Annotated in this window: 17 protein-coding genes and 1 pseudogene; 8 read left to right on the top strand and 10 right to left on the bottom strand. The window is 71.1% G+C overall.

The features are described 5' to 3' along the window. Positions 1–70: 70 nt before the first annotated feature. Entirely contained in the window at positions 71–799 is a 729-nt protein-coding gene (locus tag AB0F52_RS10700) for a GntR family transcriptional regulator (RefSeq protein ID WP_360167563.1), read from the top strand. A gap of 102 nt (positions 800–901) precedes the next feature. Here AB0F52_RS10700 and AB0F52_RS10695 read toward each other — a convergent pair. After that, positions 902–1,210: pseudogene (locus AB0F52_RS10695) on the bottom strand (hypothetical protein); the annotation flags it as partial. A 64-nt stretch (positions 1,211–1,274) separates the two neighbouring features. On the opposite strand from AB0F52_RS10695, the gene AB0F52_RS10690 reads away from it, so the two are divergent. Continuing rightward, on the top strand, positions 1,275–2,366 hold the full coding sequence (locus tag AB0F52_RS10690) for a glycosyl hydrolase 53 family protein (RefSeq protein WP_360167560.1): 1,092 nt from the start codon (positions 1,275–1,277) through the stop codon (positions 2,364–2,366). A gap of 27 nt (positions 2,367–2,393) precedes the next feature. Continuing rightward, positions 2,394–3,251 carry a GDSL-type esterase/lipase family protein gene (locus AB0F52_RS10685; protein WP_360167557.1) on the top strand — a complete coding sequence of 286 codons (858 nt, stop codon included), beginning with the start codon at positions 2,394–2,396 and terminating at the stop codon, positions 3,249–3,251. Positions 3,252–3,481: 230 nt separating this feature from the next. Here AB0F52_RS10685 and AB0F52_RS10680 read toward each other — a convergent pair whose 3' ends face one another. The 6 genes from AB0F52_RS10680 to AB0F52_RS10655 form a co-directional block, all read right to left on the bottom strand. Continuing rightward, positions 3,482–4,735 (bottom strand): MFS transporter, encoded by a 1,254-nt coding sequence (locus AB0F52_RS10680; protein WP_360167554.1) that lies wholly within the window; start codon positions 4,733–4,735, stop codon positions 3,482–3,484. Further along, positions 4,732–5,364: a DUF5825 family protein gene (locus AB0F52_RS10675; protein WP_360167551.1), complete on the bottom strand. Its 633-nt coding sequence runs from the start codon at positions 5,362–5,364 to the stop codon at positions 4,732–4,734. Before AB0F52_RS10675 ends, AB0F52_RS10680 begins: the two co-directional genes overlap by 4 nt. Before the next feature lie 11 nt (positions 5,365–5,375). Then, complete coding sequence (locus AB0F52_RS10670; RefSeq protein ID WP_360167548.1) at positions 5,376–7,262, bottom strand: RiPP maturation radical SAM C-methyltransferase; 1,887 nt, start codon at positions 7,260–7,262, stop codon at positions 5,376–5,378. 20 nt (positions 7,263–7,282) lie between these two features. Next, positions 7,283–7,507, bottom strand: a complete 225-nt coding sequence (locus AB0F52_RS10665; RefSeq protein WP_360167545.1) for a hypothetical protein — start codon at positions 7,505–7,507, stop codon at positions 7,283–7,285. Between the two features lie 118 nt (positions 7,508–7,625). Then, entirely contained in the window at positions 7,626–8,072 is a 447-nt protein-coding gene (locus AB0F52_RS10660) for a hypothetical protein (RefSeq protein ID WP_360167542.1), read from the bottom strand. 11 nt (positions 8,073–8,083) lie between these two features. Beyond that, positions 8,084–8,485: a hypothetical protein gene (locus tag AB0F52_RS10655; protein WP_360167539.1), complete on the bottom strand. Its 402-nt coding sequence runs from the start codon at positions 8,483–8,485 to the stop codon at positions 8,084–8,086. 186 nt (positions 8,486–8,671) lie between these two features. On the opposite strand from AB0F52_RS10655, the gene AB0F52_RS10650 reads away from it, so the two are divergent. The 3 genes from AB0F52_RS10650 to AB0F52_RS10640 all read left to right on the top strand — a co-directional run bounded on the left by AB0F52_RS10650 (position 8,672) and on the right by AB0F52_RS10640 (position 12,105). Beyond that, positions 8,672–9,784, top strand: a complete 1,113-nt coding sequence (locus AB0F52_RS10650) for a sensor histidine kinase (protein WP_360167536.1) — start codon at positions 8,672–8,674, stop codon at positions 9,782–9,784. After that, positions 9,781–10,437, top strand: a complete 657-nt coding sequence (locus AB0F52_RS10645) for a response regulator transcription factor (RefSeq protein ID WP_360167533.1) — start codon at positions 9,781–9,783, stop codon at positions 10,435–10,437. Before AB0F52_RS10650 ends, AB0F52_RS10645 begins: the two co-directional genes overlap by 4 nt. 381 nt (positions 10,438–10,818) lie before the next feature. Continuing rightward, the gene (locus AB0F52_RS10640; RefSeq protein ID WP_360167530.1) at positions 10,819–12,105 is read left to right on the top strand and encodes a GGDEF domain-containing protein; all 1,287 of its coding nucleotides are present in this window, start codon (positions 10,819–10,821) and stop codon (positions 12,103–12,105) included. A gap of 132 nt (positions 12,106–12,237) precedes the next feature. Here AB0F52_RS10640 and AB0F52_RS10635 read toward each other — a convergent pair whose 3' ends face one another. The 3 genes from AB0F52_RS10635 to AB0F52_RS10625 form a co-directional block, all read right to left on the bottom strand. Next, entirely contained in the window at positions 12,238–12,768 is a 531-nt protein-coding gene (locus AB0F52_RS10635) for a pyridoxamine 5'-phosphate oxidase family protein (RefSeq protein ID WP_360167527.1), read from the bottom strand. Positions 12,769–12,770: 2 nt separating this feature from the next. Then, positions 12,771–13,271, bottom strand: coding sequence for a helix-turn-helix domain-containing protein (locus tag AB0F52_RS10630; protein WP_360167524.1), 501 nt, complete (start codon positions 13,269–13,271; stop codon positions 12,771–12,773). An 82-nt stretch (positions 13,272–13,353) separates the two neighbouring features. Further along, positions 13,354–14,361 carry a glycosyltransferase family 2 protein gene (locus AB0F52_RS10625; protein WP_360167521.1) on the bottom strand — a complete coding sequence of 336 codons (1,008 nt, stop codon included), beginning with the start codon at positions 14,359–14,361 and terminating at the stop codon, positions 13,354–13,356. A gap of 181 nt (positions 14,362–14,542) precedes the next feature. Here AB0F52_RS10625 and AB0F52_RS10620 point away from each other — a divergent pair, with 181 nt between their 5' ends. After that, entirely contained in the window at positions 14,543–15,973 is a 1,431-nt protein-coding gene (locus tag AB0F52_RS10620) for an aminotransferase class III-fold pyridoxal phosphate-dependent enzyme (RefSeq protein WP_360167518.1), read from the top strand. Next, positions 15,967–17,016, top strand: a complete 1,050-nt coding sequence (locus AB0F52_RS10615) for an NAD-dependent epimerase/dehydratase family protein (RefSeq protein ID WP_360167515.1) — start codon at positions 15,967–15,969, stop codon at positions 17,014–17,016. The genes AB0F52_RS10620 and AB0F52_RS10615 overlap by 7 nt, the downstream gene beginning before the upstream one ends. Positions 17,017–17,018 lie beyond the last annotated feature (2 nt).

The following is a 17,018-nucleotide window of genomic DNA, read 5'->3' as shown; positions in this document are numbered from 1 at the left end:
AGCTACTTTTGCTATAGCAAGAACGTCAAGTGTTTCTTATTGGTTTTGCCATGGCGGATAGAGTGACGCCATGGCAAGTGAGACGCTGAAGGGCCTGACGGCCGACACGCTGGCCGACCGCGCGTACCGCGCCATCCGCGACGCGGTCACCACCGGCGAGCTGCGGCCGGGGCAGAAGGTCACCGAGCGCGGGCTGGCCGAGCGGCTGTCGGTGAGCCCGACGCCGGTGCGGGAGGCCATCCGGCGCCTCGAGCAGGACGGTCTCCTCGAACGGACCGGACCGCGGACCGTCCAGGTCGCCGCGTTCGGGGACGCCGCGATCCAGGACCTCGCCGAGGTGGAGGTGGCCCTGCGGGGGATGGTGGCCCGCTTCGCCGCGCGGCACGCGAGCGCGGCCCAGCTGGACCACCTCGACGCCGTCCTCGACGAAGCCGACGACCTGCTGATCGTCATCAAGCAACGGCACCAGGCGGGGCAGGACGTGGCCCGGCACCTGGACCGGCTGCTGGACGCCATGCAGCGCTTCAACGAGGTCGTCGAGTCGTGCGCCCACAACCCGGTTCTGGTGCGCCTGCTCGGCCAGACGCGGGTGTTCTCCTGGCCGGAGCGACGGGCGCGCCTGATCGAACGCATCGCCGAGAACGACCAGTTCGGCCTGGACCGCTACGGCAGCCACCGCGCGCTCGTCCGGGCGTTGCGGGCCGGCGACCCGGCGGTGGCCGAGTCGCTCGTCATCGAAGACGCCCGTGGCGGGCTGGGAGACCTGCTCGCCGCGCCGGCCGCCGTCGCCCCCGCTTGAGGGATCGTCACGGCCCGAGTGGCCTCCACCGGCCGGGGTTCGGGCCCTCGACCACGTTGCGCGACCACGCGGCGGTGGCGGACGTGACCCCGTGCCCTGGAGCAGGATCGGGGTGCCGGAATCGAGGCCGATGGCGAGCCGGCGGGTGCCGCGTTCGTCCAGCGAGGGCCGCCGGTACACCGTGACCGGGAAGGTACCGGCCGTGGCGAAGCGGACGTTGTACTGGAGCTCGGGCGCCACGGTGCGGCTGTCGCCGTCGAGGCGCCCCCACGGCGGCGCACGGTTCCTGGAAACGTAACCGCACAGCGGAGAACGTCGCAAGGCTCTCGCGGCCGGTTTCCGTGAACGTTCACCGCGCCGACTTCGAATTCGTCGAAGCGTTGTCGGCCTTCCGCCTGAAAGCGCTATCATCGTCGAGCTTGGAACCAGCGGAGTGTCGGTCTTGCGGCTTTCGTCGTCGATCAAGGGAGATCGGATGACCACGCACGGAATGAAGTTCCCCCTGGACGAAGAGCCGGAAATCGGATCGCCTCCGCTGGGACGCCGCAGCGTGCTGCTCGGCGCCGCCGCGGGAGTGGGCGCGCTCGCGTTGGGCGCCAGTGCCGCGACGCAGGCGATGGCCGCCGTGGTCCCGGCGCGGCCCGCCGCGGCCGCCTTCTTCAAAGGCGCCGACATCAGCTGGGCACCGCAAATGGAAGCCCACGGCTACACCTGGAAGAATTCCGGCGGACAGAGCCAGGACCTGCTGACCATCCTCAAGGGCTACGGCATCAACGCCATCCGGCTGCGCACCTTCGTCAACCCTTCCGGCAGCGCCACCGACGGCCACTGCGGCATCACCGAAGTCGCCGCGCTGGCCAAACGCGTCAAGGCGGCCGGCATGTCCATCATGCTCGACTACATGTTCGGCGACACCTGGAACTCCGTCGGCGTGCAGAACCCGCCCGCGGCGTGGAAGAACCTGAACTACAACCAGCTGCTCAGCGCGATGAACTCCTACGTCGGCCAGACCATGAACGTCATGAAGAGCAACGACGTCCTGCCGACGTGGGTGCAGATCGGCAACGAGATCAACAGCGGCATCTGCCGCCCGGTCGGCAGCGTCTCCAACGGAGCCCAGATGACGGGCCTGCTCAACGCCGCTTACAACCAGGTCAAGCAGGTGTCGCCGAGCACGACGGTGTGCATCCACCTCGCCCAGCCGCAGAAGTGGGACTCGATGCAGACCTTCTTCAGCCGCTACGCCGGAAACGGCGGCAAGTGGGACATGTCCGTCTTCTCCTCCTACGGCAGCGCCGATCTGGCCTCCGGCATCGTGGCGAACATGAAGAAGATCTCCGACCAGTACGGGAAACCGTTCCTGCAGAGCGAGTTCGGCGGCCCGGTGAGCAAGGTGTCCGCCACCAAAGCTTCGCTGGTGGCCTACCTCAACGCCCTCAAGAGCACCGGTGGCCAGGGCCTCTTCTACTGGGAGCCGGAGGGCTACTCCCCCTTCACCGGCTACGCCAACGTCGCCTGGGACTCCGCCACCCGCAAGCCCACCGCCATCATGGACGGCTTCCGGTAGCCCCACACCGCCAGAACGGAGACCGCAATGCGAAGGCTCATTCTCACGCTCGTGACGGTGATCGCGGCACTGATGTCGGCGGGCACTGTTCCGGCAGTCGCTTCGCTCCACGAAACCGCCGCACCGAGTTGCGCGGCCCGCCCGGCGGGGTCGACCGCCACGGCAGCGGCCCCGGTCAAGGTGTGGCTCGCCGGTGACTCGACCATGGCGGATCCGAAGTCCTCCTGCCCGGTCGGCTGGGGCAGCCGGTTCGACCCGCTGTTCAACGACCAGGTGACCGTGGTCAACAAAGCCGTGTCGGGCCGCAGCATCCAAACGTGGCTCTACGAATCGAACGTGACCGGCACCAAGAACTCCGCCGGTGAATGCGTGGTGAACCCGAACACCTACGCCCAGCGCTGGCTGGACATGCTCGACCCCGCGAACGGGATGCACCCCGGCGACTACTTGTTCATCCAGTTCGGCATCAACGACAGCGATCCGAACTGCCCGCGGCACGTCGGCTCGGCCCGGTACCAGAGCCTGCTCACCACGATGGCCGAGGCGGCGAAGAGCCGAGGTGCCCACCCGGTCCTGCTGACCCCGGTCGCGGCCATCACGTGCAGCGGAAGCACGGCGGTCGGGAACCGGGGGTTCCTTTCCCCGACAACGGCAGCGGGGGCCGCCACCGGAGCGCCCGTGATCGACCTGCACAAGCTGAGCTACACCCTCTACAACACGCTCAAGCTGTGTCCCAACAACGGCGACTACAGCAAAGGCGCCGTGGGTGCGTTCTTCTGCAACGACCACACGCACTTCGAAGCCGCGGGCGCGGACCAGATCGCGCGGGTCGTGGCCAAGGCGCTGCACGATCAGCAGATCGGCCTCGCCGGCTACCTCAAGTAGGCGGCGCGACGCCGGGTGGGTCGCGGCCGGCGGATCCGCTGGTTCCCAGCAGGTCCGCAGGCGACTCACCCGCTCCCGCGCGCTGCCTGCGCGATTCATGGCCCGCGAAAGCCTCGGATCGGCGGCACGTGATCGAGGTCGAGACCGGGCTGCCGCTGCCCACCTCCCGCAACCGTCATGTTCGGCTACGTCGGCGGGGCCGACTCCGCGCAGTGCGGACATGTCGGCCGTCAGGGGGCAGGCTGCTCGCGGGCGGACCAGGCCGCGGGCACGATCGCGATGAGGATTCCGGCGACGGCGATGGTCAGGGTCGCGCGCGTCCCCACTGACTCGGCCAAGACGCCCGCCGCCAGGGCGCCGAGTGGCATCGTTCCCCAGATGAGCACGCGCATGCTCGTGTGGACGCGGCCGCGCAGTGCGTCCGGTGTCAGGTGCTGGCGGCGGGTCATCACGATCACGTTGTAGGTCGTACCGCCGGCGGCGTGGATGACGATTCCCGTGGCCGCCAGGACCAGGCCGAGCGGGCCTGGTTGGGCGAGCGGGAGCAGGAGGTGGGGTGGCCACGTCAGCGCCGGCACCAGCCAGTTGGCGCGAGCCGCGCCGAGGCGGCGGGTCCAGCGGCCGGTCGTCGCGGCGCCGATGACGCTGCCCACGCCGGACAGGGCCAGCAGCACGCCCGCGCCCGCCGCGTCCAGGTGCAGGTCGTGCGTGAAGAACAGGACTTCCATGGACACGATGCCCGCGGTGAAGAACGCGGCAATGGAACTCGCGACGGCCAGCGGGCGGAGCTGTGGGTGGCCGACGATGTAGTGGAGCCCCTCGGCGATCTCGGTGCGTAGCCGCACCTTCCGCGGCCGCGGTGGTATCGGCGGCACCTCGGCCCGGACGCGCGAAAGGAGCGCGGCCGAAGCCAGGTAGCCCGCTCCGGTGAGCGCCAGGCCGGAAGCGGCACCGACCACGCGAGTGAGCACCCCACCGATGCCGGGCCCGGCGGCCGCGGCGACCGACAGGGTGACCTGCAGGCGCGCGTAGCCGGTTTCCAGGTTCTCCAGCCCGATCACCACCGGCAGGTACGCCTGGTAGGCGGCGTCGAAGAACACGGTCGCGACGCCGACGAGAACCACCGTGACGAGCAGCTGCCCGAAGTCCAGCACACCGGTCCAGCCCGCGACCGGGACGCCGAAGAACAGCAGGGCCCGGACGAGGTCGGCGCCGACGAGGACCGCGCGGCGGCGGCGGGTCCGGTCGATCCAGGCACCGGCGGGCAGGCCGATGACCAGCAACGCCACGGTCTCCGCCGCGGTGAGCAGTCCCATCTGCAGCGGAGTGGCGCCGAGGGTGGTCGCGGCGAGCAGGGGCACCAGCGCGGTCGCGGCGGCCGTGCCCAGCTGGGAGGCGGCGTCCGCGGTCCACAGGAACCGGAACGCGCGATGCCCGCGCAGCCCGGCCGCCGACGTGGCCGCGTCCGGCGAGGCGTCGGTCATGGGCCCGGCTTCACCGACGGGACCACCCGGCCGGGCGGTGGCCGCCGATCGGCGTGGTAGGGCAGGACAACGGCGTACCGGTCGTCCAGCCGCAAGGCGAGCTGGTGCGCCGCCAGCTGGTCGACGAGATCCGCCGCGGCCCCGCCGGCCGGCGGCCGGTGCGTGCCGGCCAGGGTCCGGAAGGTGCCGACCCAGCCGGCTTCGACGTGGACGCGGTTGATCGGCCCGCCCGGGCGGGTGTCGTGGATGAGCACGAACCCCGGGCCGTACCGGTAGGTGCAGAGGCCGACTTCGTGGGCCGCACGCCAGCGGCGGCCGAGTTCCCCGTCGTCCCGTGGTGGCGGCAGGTGGCACAAGGCGCGTTCGGGAACGGTGCCCGGCAACGACTCCCGCAAGGTCCAGTCCACCGGAACGAACGCCGCCGCGGCGGCCGCGAGCAAACGCACCATCGTCGCGTCGCGGCGCGCGGATTCGCCGAAGGCGAACGGCTCCGGCAGCCGCAGCCGCTGCGCACGCCCGGCCAGTTCGGCCACGACCCCCAGTGCGGCGTCGGGATCGGCGTCGATTCGGCCGAGGTCGAGTTCGACCGTTTCGGGCCACGCCGGGTGCGGAGCGGACAGAGTACGCATGTGGCTCCTTCTCAGGCGGACGGCGTGAGCACCGGCAAGGGCAAGCGGGTTCTCCGCGCCGTGGCCGGCGAGGTGGCCAGGGTGATCCACAAACTGCCGTCGGTGAAGACCAGACCGGCCTCCGCGAGCCGGCGAAGCCAGTGGCCGAAGTCGTCCGGGTCCCATTCGTGGTTCTGGCCGGCGAGTACCCGGAGTGGGGCGCGGCCGGTTTCCAACGCTCGCCAGGCCGCGATTTCCCGCGGGTGCTCGAGCACGTGGTCGGCCGGTGCCCAGCCGTGGCGCCGGTCCCGGATCACCACGACGTCGCCGATGGTCCGCACGATCAGCGCACTCCCCGCGTAGCCCGCGGTCCACGCGGCCAGCGCGTCGACCAGCGGCTTGACCTCCTCGGCCGTGAGTCCCTGGTCCGGGGTGTCGAAGGAGTAGACGAGCTCGGCGAGCCGCTCCGGGTCGTCGATGTCGTGGACGAGGCGCGACCCCGCCGCCGGCCGACGCTCGGTGAAACCCTGCCGCGGGTCGTCGAAGTTCGGCGAAAACCGTTGCAGGGCAATCCGTGCCGCACCACTGGGCGGCTGCAGGTGCACCAGGGCGGGCAGCTGGGCCACGACCGCGGCGTAGTCCGCCACGCGTTCGCCCGGAAACCCGTACAACCAGTTCCAGGTGATGTTGAGCCCGGCCGAGGCACCGTCGCGCAGCATCCGCACGTTGTGTGCCCCGCGGACGCCCTTGCGCATCCGGTGCAGTACGTCGTCGACCAGGCTCTCGATGCCGGGCTGGACGTCCCACACGCCGGCGCTCCGCAGTGCGGCCACGTCCTCGATCTGCGCGTTGGCCTTGATTTCGTAGTGGATCCGCAGGTCGTGGCCGGCGTCGGCCAGCTCCGGCAGCGCCGACCGGTAGTACTCGTTCGGCAGGATGTTGTCGATCGTGGTGACGTCGAGGATCCGGTGCCGGCGCACCAGCCCGAGCACCTCATCCACAAAGGACTCGGCCGGCTTGGCCCGGTAGGCCATCGCGGTGCCGTTGAGGCCGCAGAAGACGCAGTGGTGTTTCGCGCCCCACCAGCAGCCGCGGGAGGACTCGACGACCAGCTCGGGTTCGACGCGGGCCGCGACGGAAGCGGGAACGGCGGCGAACCAGTCGTCGTAGTCCGGTGTCGTGATCGACGTCGGCGAAACCGGCCGGGACGGGCACGGGCTGACCCGGGTGGCGCCGTCGTCGTCACGCCAGCACAGCTGGGGCACGTCGTCGAGGCCGTCGCGGGTTCCGGTCGCATCGCATTCGGCGAGGGCCAGAAGCAGTTTCGGAAAAGTCACGTCCGCCTCGCCGCGCAGGACGTAGTCGACGAACCGGTACTCCCGGTGCAGCGCCACGCCCATCGGGCCGTCGGTCGAGTAGCCGCCGACCAGGATCCGCACGCCGGGCCGCCGGTCCTTGATCCGCCGGGCCACCGCGAGGCTCGCGATGGTCTGGCTGAAGGTCGCGCTGAAGCCGACCAGTTCCGGCTCGTGGGCCAGAATGGCGTCGGCGGCCTGATCGGTGAATTCGTCGGCGAGCTCACGAGCCGCCGCGGCGATGCGGAAGGGCAGGCCGGCGCGGCGGGCCAGATCCCGCATGCCCGCATAGCCGAAATCGGGTCCGTTGAGCGCGCCCGCGAAGATCCATTCGCCGAGCGAATGGTGGAACCCGGTGTCCGCCAGTTCCGCGTAGTCGCCCACGGTCAGGCCGGCCCGCAGCATCTTGTCGGCGAAGGCGAGACTGCCGTGGTAGGAAACCGGGACCGGAAGTCCCTCCCGTTCGCACGCCGCGCGCAGTACGCCGAGTGCGAGGGAGGGGCGGTGCAGCGAGTGCCACGGCATGGACACCAGGCAGGTGCGGGGAACATGCCCGCGGGGCATCGAAACGCCTGCTCCGCCGTTCAGTGCGGTTTCGCAGCGGTCGAACCGGGGCCGGCCTTTCCGGCTTCGTTGTACATGGTGACGCCGCGGCCGGTGCCGCCGTGTCGGTCACGCTCGGCAAGGGGCGTCACGGTGAGCGCGGACGCCGGAGCGAAGCCCACCCGAACGCCGCAGCCGGCACCGGAACGGTCGTCGGATTCCGCGAGATTCGTCACCGTGGGTGTGGCAGCGGACGTGGATTTCATCTTTCCCCCTCATTACGATACGAATTCCGAAACATTGGTGACGTGCCGGTGAAGTCGTCCGCCCGCCAGCCCGCAGCTACAGGGTAATTCCCGCAGGCCTCGTCAGTAAAGCGTTTCCTCATCCGAGGATCTCCGAAGATCCGCCATTTCCCGAGTTCCGTGCCGGGACCGCGGACCTCCGCCGTCCCGAAACCATGCTGACGACACCGGCTACCGCGGCGAGGAGCAGCGCGGCGGCCATGACGACGGTCCCGGCCACGGTGCCGGCGTTCGGTGAGACCAGGTTGGGTGTCAGCTGGCCGGCGAGGGTTCCGACGCCGGCGATCCAGAACGCGATGAACACGGCGAAGATCGGGTGCCACCACCAGCGGGACGTGGCCAGCATCAGCAAGCCGGCCCCGGCGATGAACAGGATGCCGGGCGGGAACGGGATCCCGAACGACTGCTGGGCCGCCGAGAACCTGGCCGGGTCGGCGGCCCACTGGACGAGCAGGCCGGCGATGCCGCCGAACAGCCCGGCGAACGAAACGAGGGTGCTCCGGCTGAGCCGGCGGAAACGGGACACGGTGTGCTCCTTCACGAACGGGATCCGGGGGTCCGGCGGGAAACGACGACCGCGGCCACCGCGAAGCCCGCGGCCGCGGCGAAACCGAGCAGTTGCAGCCACGCGGAGGCGAAGTCCAGCACCTGGCCCGGCGTGGTCAGCCGGTGCACGAACTCCGGCGACGCGAGTCCGCCGAAGACGAACAACGCGCTCATGAGGACCACGAGCAGCGGGGTGAACCGCCACGGCAGCAGTGCGACCAGCGCCGCGAACGCGGGGTAGACGAACGGTCCGGGGCCGTCGTAGCCGGTGGCTTCGTCGGCGATCGCGGCCAGGACCAGTGCCGCGCAGGTGGCGATCAGGAACGTCCGGTGCCGGCCGGTGGCCCGCCCGATCGCGGTCCGGGCCGGCGGCGGGTTTGCGCGCGTTGTCACGGGATGTCCTCCTGCGGGGTGGCCGGAGCGGGCGTCGCCTCGGTGCTTCCAGAGTGGGGCCTGGACCCGGTGACCACATCGGACGCAAAGCGGCGTTGCCGCCGGACGAGCTACGTCAGCTGACGTAGCTCGGGTGTCGCTTCGAAGCCGACGACAAGCGTCCGGCCGGTCGCCATGCTGGCGGGCATGCCCATGGCTTTCCGCGCGCGGATCCCCCGGCCGGACGTCGTGTCCGCCGGGCTGTTCGCGGTCGCCGTGGTCGCCGGCACGATGGCCGTCCCCTCTCGGGCGACCGCCCCGGCCATCCCGCTGGACGCGCTCGGCGTGACGCTCCTGGTCGCGGCCGCGGTGGTGACGACGGGCCTGCGCCGCACCACTCCGCCGGTGGCGTTGGCCGGCGCCGTGGTACTGGTCAACGGCTATCTGCTGGCCGGCTATCCGTACGGGCCGGTGCTGCTGTGCCTGGTGATCGCGGTGTTCGAGACCGCACGGCAGCGGACGCCGCTCCGCTCGGCGGCGGTGTGCGCGCCGGCCGCCGTGCTGTCGTCGGCGACCATCCTCGTCCGGGTGCTAAGCGACCGGCACGATCCCGGCCTGCTGGCGCTGGCCTGGTCCAGCTGGATCGTGCTGCCGTGGTCGCTGGGCGCGCTGGTCCACGTGCGGGACGCGGCCCGGCGGCGGGCTCGCCACGACCTCATCGCGCGCACGGCGCTCGAGGAACGGATCCGGCTGGCCGGGGAGGTGCACGACATCGCCGGGCACGGGTTCGCCCTGATCACCATGCAGGCCGGGCTGGCGTTGCTCGCCTTCGACGAGCAACCGGACCAGGCACGCCGCTCGCTGGAAGCCGTCCGCGACACCAGTGCGGGCGCGCTGGCCGACCTGCGCGGGATGCTGGCGGCGTTCCACCCGCGCGAAAGCGGCCTGACCGGGCTCGCCGCGCTGATCGACCGCGTCCGGACCGGCGGTCTCCCGGTGGACGTCGCCGTCGAGGGGCCCGTCCCCGCGCCGCTGGCCGCCACCGTCTACCGCGTGGTGCAGGAAAGCTTGACCAACGTGCTGGTCCACGCCGGGCCCACGACCGCCCGCGTGACCGTCGGCAGGCGCGGGGGCGAACTGCTCGTCGAAGTGACCGACCGGGGCCGCGGGACGCCGTCGACGGTGGCGCCACCCGGGCGGGGCCTGACCGGCATGCGCCGCCGGATCGAAGAACTGCGCGGCCACCTGGAAACCGGTCCCCGCGACGGCGGCGGGTTCCGGGTCGCGGCCCGGGTTCCCCTGCCGGAGGCGGACTCGTGATCCGGGTGCTGCTCGCCGACGACCACCAGCTGGTCCGGATGGGCCTGCGGGCCCTGATCGACCGTGAGGACGACATGCGGGTCGTCGGTGAGGCGGACAACGGCACGCAAGCCTTGGCCCGGCTGCGGCGCGACCGGCCGGACGTCCTGCTGCTCGACATCCGGATGCCCGGCATGGACGGCCTCGAACTGCTGCGCCACGTCGCGGCCGACCCGGCGCTGCGCACGGTGCGGGTCGTCGTCGTCACCACTTTCGAAATCGACGGCTACGTCTTCGAAGCGCTCGGCGCCGGCGCCGCCGGGTTCATCCTCAAGGACACCGCGCCCGCCGAGCTGGCCCGCGCCGTCCGCGCCGCCGCCGGCGGGAACGCACTGCTTTCGCCGTCGGTGACCAGGCTGCTGGTGACCACCTTCGCCGAGCGGTGGTCCGCGCCGGCGACCGTCGACGGCCTCGACACCCTCACCGGCCGGGAACGCGAGATCGCCGCGTGGGTCGCCACCGGCCGGTCCAACGACGAGATCGCGGACGCGCTGTTCCTTTCTCCCGCAACGGTTCGCACTCACGTGGCCCGGGCGATGGCCAAGCTCAACGCCCGCACGCGTGCCCAGCTCGTCGTCCTCGCCGTCCGGGCCGGGCTGGCCGTACGGTCGTGACGGCAAGAAGGACGACGTTCGCCGGGGTCAGCTGCCCGCGTGCCGCTGGATGGATCGGCTGTTCACGGGCCCGGCGGCAAGGCGGGGGGTTCCTCGCCGCCGGGGCCGACTGCGGCTCGATGTCGCCGCTCACCTGAAGACGTCGCTCACCGGGCCGCGGCCGCGGCGCTGACGAAAGGAGGTGATCAGCGGTTCCACTCGGTGGGGCGGCCGGGACGCGGACGACGGGTCGGCTGGGTCTGGGTGCGGGTGATGATCACGATGTACCTCCTGGTGGCGGGGCATGGTTGCCCGGTGTGGTGGTCACCCGGATGACGCACGACCGGGCGTGGTCATCCGGTTACAGTGAATATTCTGTTCCGGGGAGGGGGGCGGCACGCCGTGGGCCAGGCATCGTCACGCGATCGAGAATCCCCGCTGCGCGCCTTCCTCGTCCTCCCCCACAGCCTGATCGCCTACGTAGGTGCCGTCGTCGGCCTGGCCGTGGCCGTCGTGGCCACCACCACGGCCGCCACCGCGGTGACCGGCACCGACTGGGCGTGGCTCGGGCTGCTGCTGGCCTGCGCGATCGCGCACCTGGAACTCACCCAAGGGCTGGAGCGGATCCGGGAGCTGCCCGAGGGCACGCCCTACACCCACCTGCAGTCCACCTGGTACATCGCCGGGCTGCTCCTGCTGCCCCTGCCGCTGCAGGCCGTCCTCATCGCCGTCACCTTCACCTACGAGTGGTTCCGCGTCTTCGCCCGCCGTGCCCCGGTCCACCGGAAGGTGTTCTCCGCCTCGACCGTGGTACTCGGGGTGGCCGGCGCGACACTCGCACTGTCCGCCCTCTACCCGGACGCCGCCGCGCCCTACATCACCGTGCTCGACGGCCCGCGCGGCGTGGCCGCGATCGTGGTGGCCGGGGCGATCTACCGGCTGGTCAACTACGGCCTGGTCGTCATCGCCATCATCATGGACAACCGCGACCAGCCCGCGCACCGCGCGCTCGGCCCGGCCAGCGACCAGCTGATCATCGCCGCCGCGATCGGCCTGGGCTACGTCTACGCCCTCGTCGCCGTCACCCGGCCCTGGACGCTGGTGTTCGTCCTGGTCCTCGTCGTCGGCCTGCACCTCGGGCTGCTGCTCCCCCAGTTCCAGCACGCCGCCCGCACCGACCGGCGCACCCAGCTCGCCGACCCGGCCTGGTGGCACGAAGTGGCCGAACGGGAATTTCAGCGCGCGGACCGGCTCGGCGACCACGTCGGGCTGCTCCTGCTGGACCTGGACCACTTCAAGCAGATCAACGACCGGTTCGGGCACCTCGCCGGTGACGCCGTGCTGCGCGCCGTGGCCGACGCGCTCCGCGGCTGCGTCCGCGGCCACGGCCGCGACCTGGTCGGCCGCTGGGGCGGCGAGGAGTTCGTCGTCCTGCTGCCCGGACTCGACCCCGCCGCACTGGCCGCGGTCGCCGAACGGACCCGGGCCACGATCGCCGCGGTCACCGTGGACGCCACCGACCGCCGCACCGGCGAGCCGGCGGTGATCACCCTGACCGCCTCGATCGGCGCCGCGGTGTTCCCCGACCACGGCGGCGACCTCACCACCCTGCTGCTGGCCGTCGACGACGCCGTCTACCGCGCCAAGGACAGCGGCCGCGACCGGATCGCCACCGCGAAGGCCCCGTGAGGAAGCAGACCGCCGCGACGTAGCGCACGATCACCATCCAGCTGATGCCGCACCGCTGCCGCGATGACGGGTGCGGGGCCGGGTCGCGCGCAATCACACCAACGAGCGCGTCGACGCGGCCCGCTTGACCCGTCAGGGCCGGTGGCTGGTGTGGGTGAACTCCACGGAGGAATGCGTCGACGGCTCCGAGGGCTTCGTCCGCTGCCGGCCGAACACGAGGACCTTCGCCGGTTCGACGGCGAAGACCGGGACGTCGTGGTCGCCCTGCCGGAACCCGTTCTCGGTCGCCTCGTAAGCCCAGCTGCCGTCCCACTTCTGCCGCCATGCCTTGGCGAGCCGTTCGAGCGTCGGGCGGCCCGTGACGCGGCGGGCCGCGCCCTCGACCATCACGTCCAGGGCATCGTCCCAGGCGTTGCGGCCCGTGGTCAGCACGACGTTCGGGTTCGTCGTGAGGTTGAGGTACTTCTGTTCGTTCTCGCCGGTGCTGAAGTGGACCGCCCCGTCGAGCCACACCGCGACCAGCGGTGTCACGTGCGGCCGGCCGTCGGCACGGACGGTCGTGAGCCAGCTGATCTGGGCCTCTTCCAGCGCCCGCGTGGTTTCGGCCCAGCCGGTGGCCTTGGAGCCGGGGTCACTGAACCGTTCGTCGAGCCGGGTTTCCATCATCACTCCGTTCGGTCGGTCACGGATGCCGCGTAGGCGGCGTCGAGGCGCTCGGCGACGGTCGGGCCGTCCGGCGCCTCCCCGCGGCGGGTGCCGAGGTGAGTCTCGCGCAGTTCGTCCATGAAGGCTTCCCACAGCGGCGGACCGCCGGCGGTGAGCACTTCCGCGCGGGCCGCGTAGGCGTCGGCCACGGACAGGTGCCGCACTCCCCAGGCGCTGAGCTGCACGAGCACCGGGACGAGGTCGATCGCGCGGTCGGTCAGGCTGTAGGTGACCTTCTGCTTGTGCGACGCGTCCCCGGCCCGGGTGAGCAGCCCGTGCTCGACGAGCGTGGCCAGCCGGTCGGCCAGCACGTTCGACGAGATCCGTTCCTCACCGCCGAGCAGCTCCCGGAAGTGCCGCGCCCCGCCGAAAACGACGTCACGCAGGACGAGCAGCGTCCACCGGTCGCCGAAGATCTCCAGCGACAGGTTGATCGGACACCGTGACCGCGCTTCCTTCACCGCTCTCACCTCGAAACTGGTTGCGTTACGAGAGCAGTAATACCCCGGAACGACCGGTGCCAAACCGGGAGCGGGAGCGACGTCAGGCGTTCGCGGGCGTCGCGTGGTCGTAAAGGCCGCGGAACGCCCGTGATGCCGTCCACTGCAGCACCCCGGCCACCGCTCCGGTGACGATCGTCAGGTTGACCAGGTAGTGCACGGCGGCGAAATACACGACGAACGCCGCGCCGCGCTGGTGGCGGACGAAGCGGTACATCCCGCTGTCCCCCGCGATGGACGCGGCGATGAGGACGCCGGGCACGAGCAGTCCCCACGGGCTCACGAACGCCGTCGCGAGCGCCGGGACCGATGCCGCGGCGGCCAGGCTCGCCCACGCCCGCTCCGGTGTCTCGAAGCCGGTGGCGAACCGCCGCCGGCGGGCGTACAGCGGGATGCGCAGGCGGGCACGGTGGAACAGCTTCCGCAGCAAGACCCGCAGGTGCCGGTCGTGGGCGTGCTTCCCGTGCACTTCGGGGGTGAGCCGCAGCCGGTAGCGCCGCGACAACCGGTGCCCGAAGTCGACCTCTTCGGTCTGCTTGAGCCGCGGGTTGAACTCGCCGATTTCGTCGTGCACCTTGGCCGGGATCGCGCACAGCGACGGGAACAAGAACGACACCGCGCCTTGGGAGCTCACCGACCAGTAGTGGTACTGCAGTCCGCGGTACCGCGCGATCAGGGTGGGTTCGACGAGCGGTTCCGGATCCTGGATGCCGCACACCGCGCCCGTGTCCGGCTCCGCTTCGAGGATGCGGACGGCGGTGGCGACCGCGTCGGGGGCGAGCGCCACGTCGGAGTCGACGTAGAAGATGATCTCGCCGCGCGCGCGGGCCCGGCCGGCGTTGCGCGCGACGCCGCAGCCGCCGTTGACGCCGGTCGCGACGACGTGCGCGCCGTGGGCACGGGCCACCTCGACCGAGTCGTCGGTGCTGCCGTCGTCGGAGACGATCACCTCGAGGTCCGGGTAGGTCTGGGCCGACAGTGCCGTCAGGCACTGCGGCAGCGTCCCGGCCCCGTTGTGGTTGGGCACGACGATCGAGACCAGCTGCCCCATGGCAGACCTCCAGCTGCTCGGTGAAGAAATGTCTCCCCGAGTGCAGCCCTGCCGTCTGCCACAACCCTCTCACCGCGATCCCCCACCCCTCGCCCGCCGGTGAGAGGTCCGCGAAAGCCGTCGAGGAGATCGCCCGCCCAGTCTCGGAGTCGCCGACAAAATCCGACGGGAGAAGAGATCGATGCCACACCTGATCACCCTCGAGCAGGCCGAGCGGCTCGACGTCGACGAGGTCCACGAGCTCTATCGCAAGTACGTCAACAAATCCCAGGTCAAGCTGATGACGTCGTTCGGTTTCGGCCGGGAACTGGTCGACCGGGCCGAAGGCGCGCACCTGCACACCCGGGACGGGCGCACCGTCCTCGACTTCACCGGCGGGGTGGGCGTGCTCAACCACGGGCACAACCACCCGCGGATCGTGGCCGCCAGGAAACGCTTCCAGGAGCGGTCCCGGATGGAGGTGCACAAAACCTACTTCTCGCCGTACCTGGCGGCGCTCGGCCACAACCTCGCCCAGGTCATGCCGGCCGACCTGAACATGTCGTTCTTCCCCAACTCCGGCGCCGAAGCGGTGGAGGGAGCGGTGAAACTCGCCTACAAGTACCACCGCGGCAAGCGCGGCCGCCTGCTGCGGGCGGACATCGCCTTCCACGGCAAGCTGCTCGGTTCGGGCGGGCTCACCGGCGGTGCGCCGGGCCAGTTCGCCTTCCCGACCATCCCGGGCATCGGCACGTTCCGCTACGGCGACCTCGGCTCGGTCCGGGACGCGATCGCCGCGGCGCGGCGGCCCGGTGGCGGCTGCGACGTCTACGCGCTGCTCATCGAGCCGTTCAGCGCTTCGACGATGAACCACTGTTCCGAGGAGTTCCTGCGCGGGGTCAGGAAGCTGTGCACGGACGAGAACATCGTCCTGATCTTCGACGAGATCTACACCGGCTGGGGCAAGACGGGCACGATGTTCTACTTCATGCGCCACCCCGGGCTCGTGCCGGACGTGGTGACGACGTCGAAGTCCTTCGGCGGCGGAAAGTCCTCGATCTCGGCGTTCGTGGCGCGCGAACCGGTGTTCCGCAAGGCCTACGACAGCATGCGGGACGCCCTGCTGCAGAGCACGAGCACGACCTACTACGGCTTCGGCGAAGAGGCGGCGACCGCACTGGAAGCCGTGGAGATCGCGGTGACCGACGACTTCCCGGCCCGCGCGCGCCACCTCGAAGAACTGCTGGTGCCCGGGCTCGAACGGATCCGGAAAGCGCATCCCGACGAAGTCGCCGAGGTCCGCGGCACCGGTGCGCTGCACGGAGTTTTCCTCTCCGGCGGGCCGAAGCTGCTCGACCTGATCGGCAGGCTGGTGCCCGTTTCCCTGGCGAAAGACCCGTTGCTGCGGACCAAGCTGATCACCTGCGCGGTGATCGACGCGCTCTACCGCGACCACGACATCTACACCTACTACACCCTCAACGGCCGGAGCCCGCTCGTGGTGAGCCCGCCGCTGGTGGCCGAGGACGCCGACGTAGAGCGCTTCCTCGAAGCCCTGGACGCCGTGCTGGAGCAGGGCATGTCCCGGTTGCTGACCCGTTTCGTCCAGGAGAAGGTGAGCCGGCTGTGGTGAACGCGAAACTGCCCGGGACCGTCGTCGTCACCGGCGCCGCCGGCGTGCTGGGTGCCCGCCTGGTCCAGCGGCTGCTCGACGAGGGCTGCCGGGTGCACAGCGTCGACCTGCGCGACATCCCGGCCGAGCCCGGGCTGCGCCACCACATCGGCGACGTCCGGGATCCCCGGGTCGTCGCCGATGCGATGACCGGCGCCGATGCCGTCGTGCACTGTGCCGCGGCGCTGCCGAGCTACCCGGCCGACCAGATCCGCTCGATCATCGTCGGCGGCGCGGAAAACGTGCTGGGGACGGCCGCCGCGGCGGGCCTCGCGCGGGCCGTGCACATCTCGTCGACGTCGGTCTACGGCCTGCCCAAGACGGTGCCGACGCCCGAGAGCCACCCCCGTGAGCCGGTCGACACCTACGGCGCGGCGAAGGCCGAGGCCGAGGAGTGCGCCGAGCGGCTGCGTGCCCAGGGGCTGTGCCTGACGATCCTGCGGCCCAAGACGTTCGTGGGTACGGGCCGGATGGGCCTGTTCGCGATGTTGTTCGAATGGGCGTCGGAAGGGCGGCACTTCCCCGTGCTCGGCCGTGGGGACGTCCGCATCCAGATGCTGGGCCTCGACGACCTCGTCACGGCCGTGGTCACCGCGCTGGTGGCGCCCCGGGAGGTCGCCGACGACACCTACAACATCGCGGCGGAGCGGTTCGGCACCATCCGGGAGGACTTCCAGGCCGTGCTCGACGCGGCCGGGCACGGCAAGCACGTCGTGCCCATTCCGGCGAGGCCCGCGGTCGCGGTGCTCGGGCTGCTCGAACGCTGGAAGCTGTCGCCGGTCTACGGACGGCTGCTGCACAAGCTGCTCGACGACTCGTTCGTCAGCACCGGGAAGGCCGCGCGCCGCCTCGGGTTCGTGCCGCGGCTGTCGAATTCCGAAGCCCTGCTCGAAGCCTTCACGTGGTGGCGGTCCGGCCGCGTCCACGCCCCGGCGAAGCAAGGCGTGACCAGCCGTGAGCCCTGGCGCCAAGGCGCGCTGAAGCTCGCCAAGGTCTTCTTCTGACG

Origin of the sequence: Amycolatopsis sp. NPDC024027 (assembly GCF_040638975.1) — a bacterium.
GTDB lineage: Bacteria > Actinomycetota > Actinomycetes > Mycobacteriales > Pseudonocardiaceae > Amycolatopsis.
Note: the sequence above shows the minus strand (reverse complement) of the source record. Positions and strands in the feature narration are given on the sequence as shown.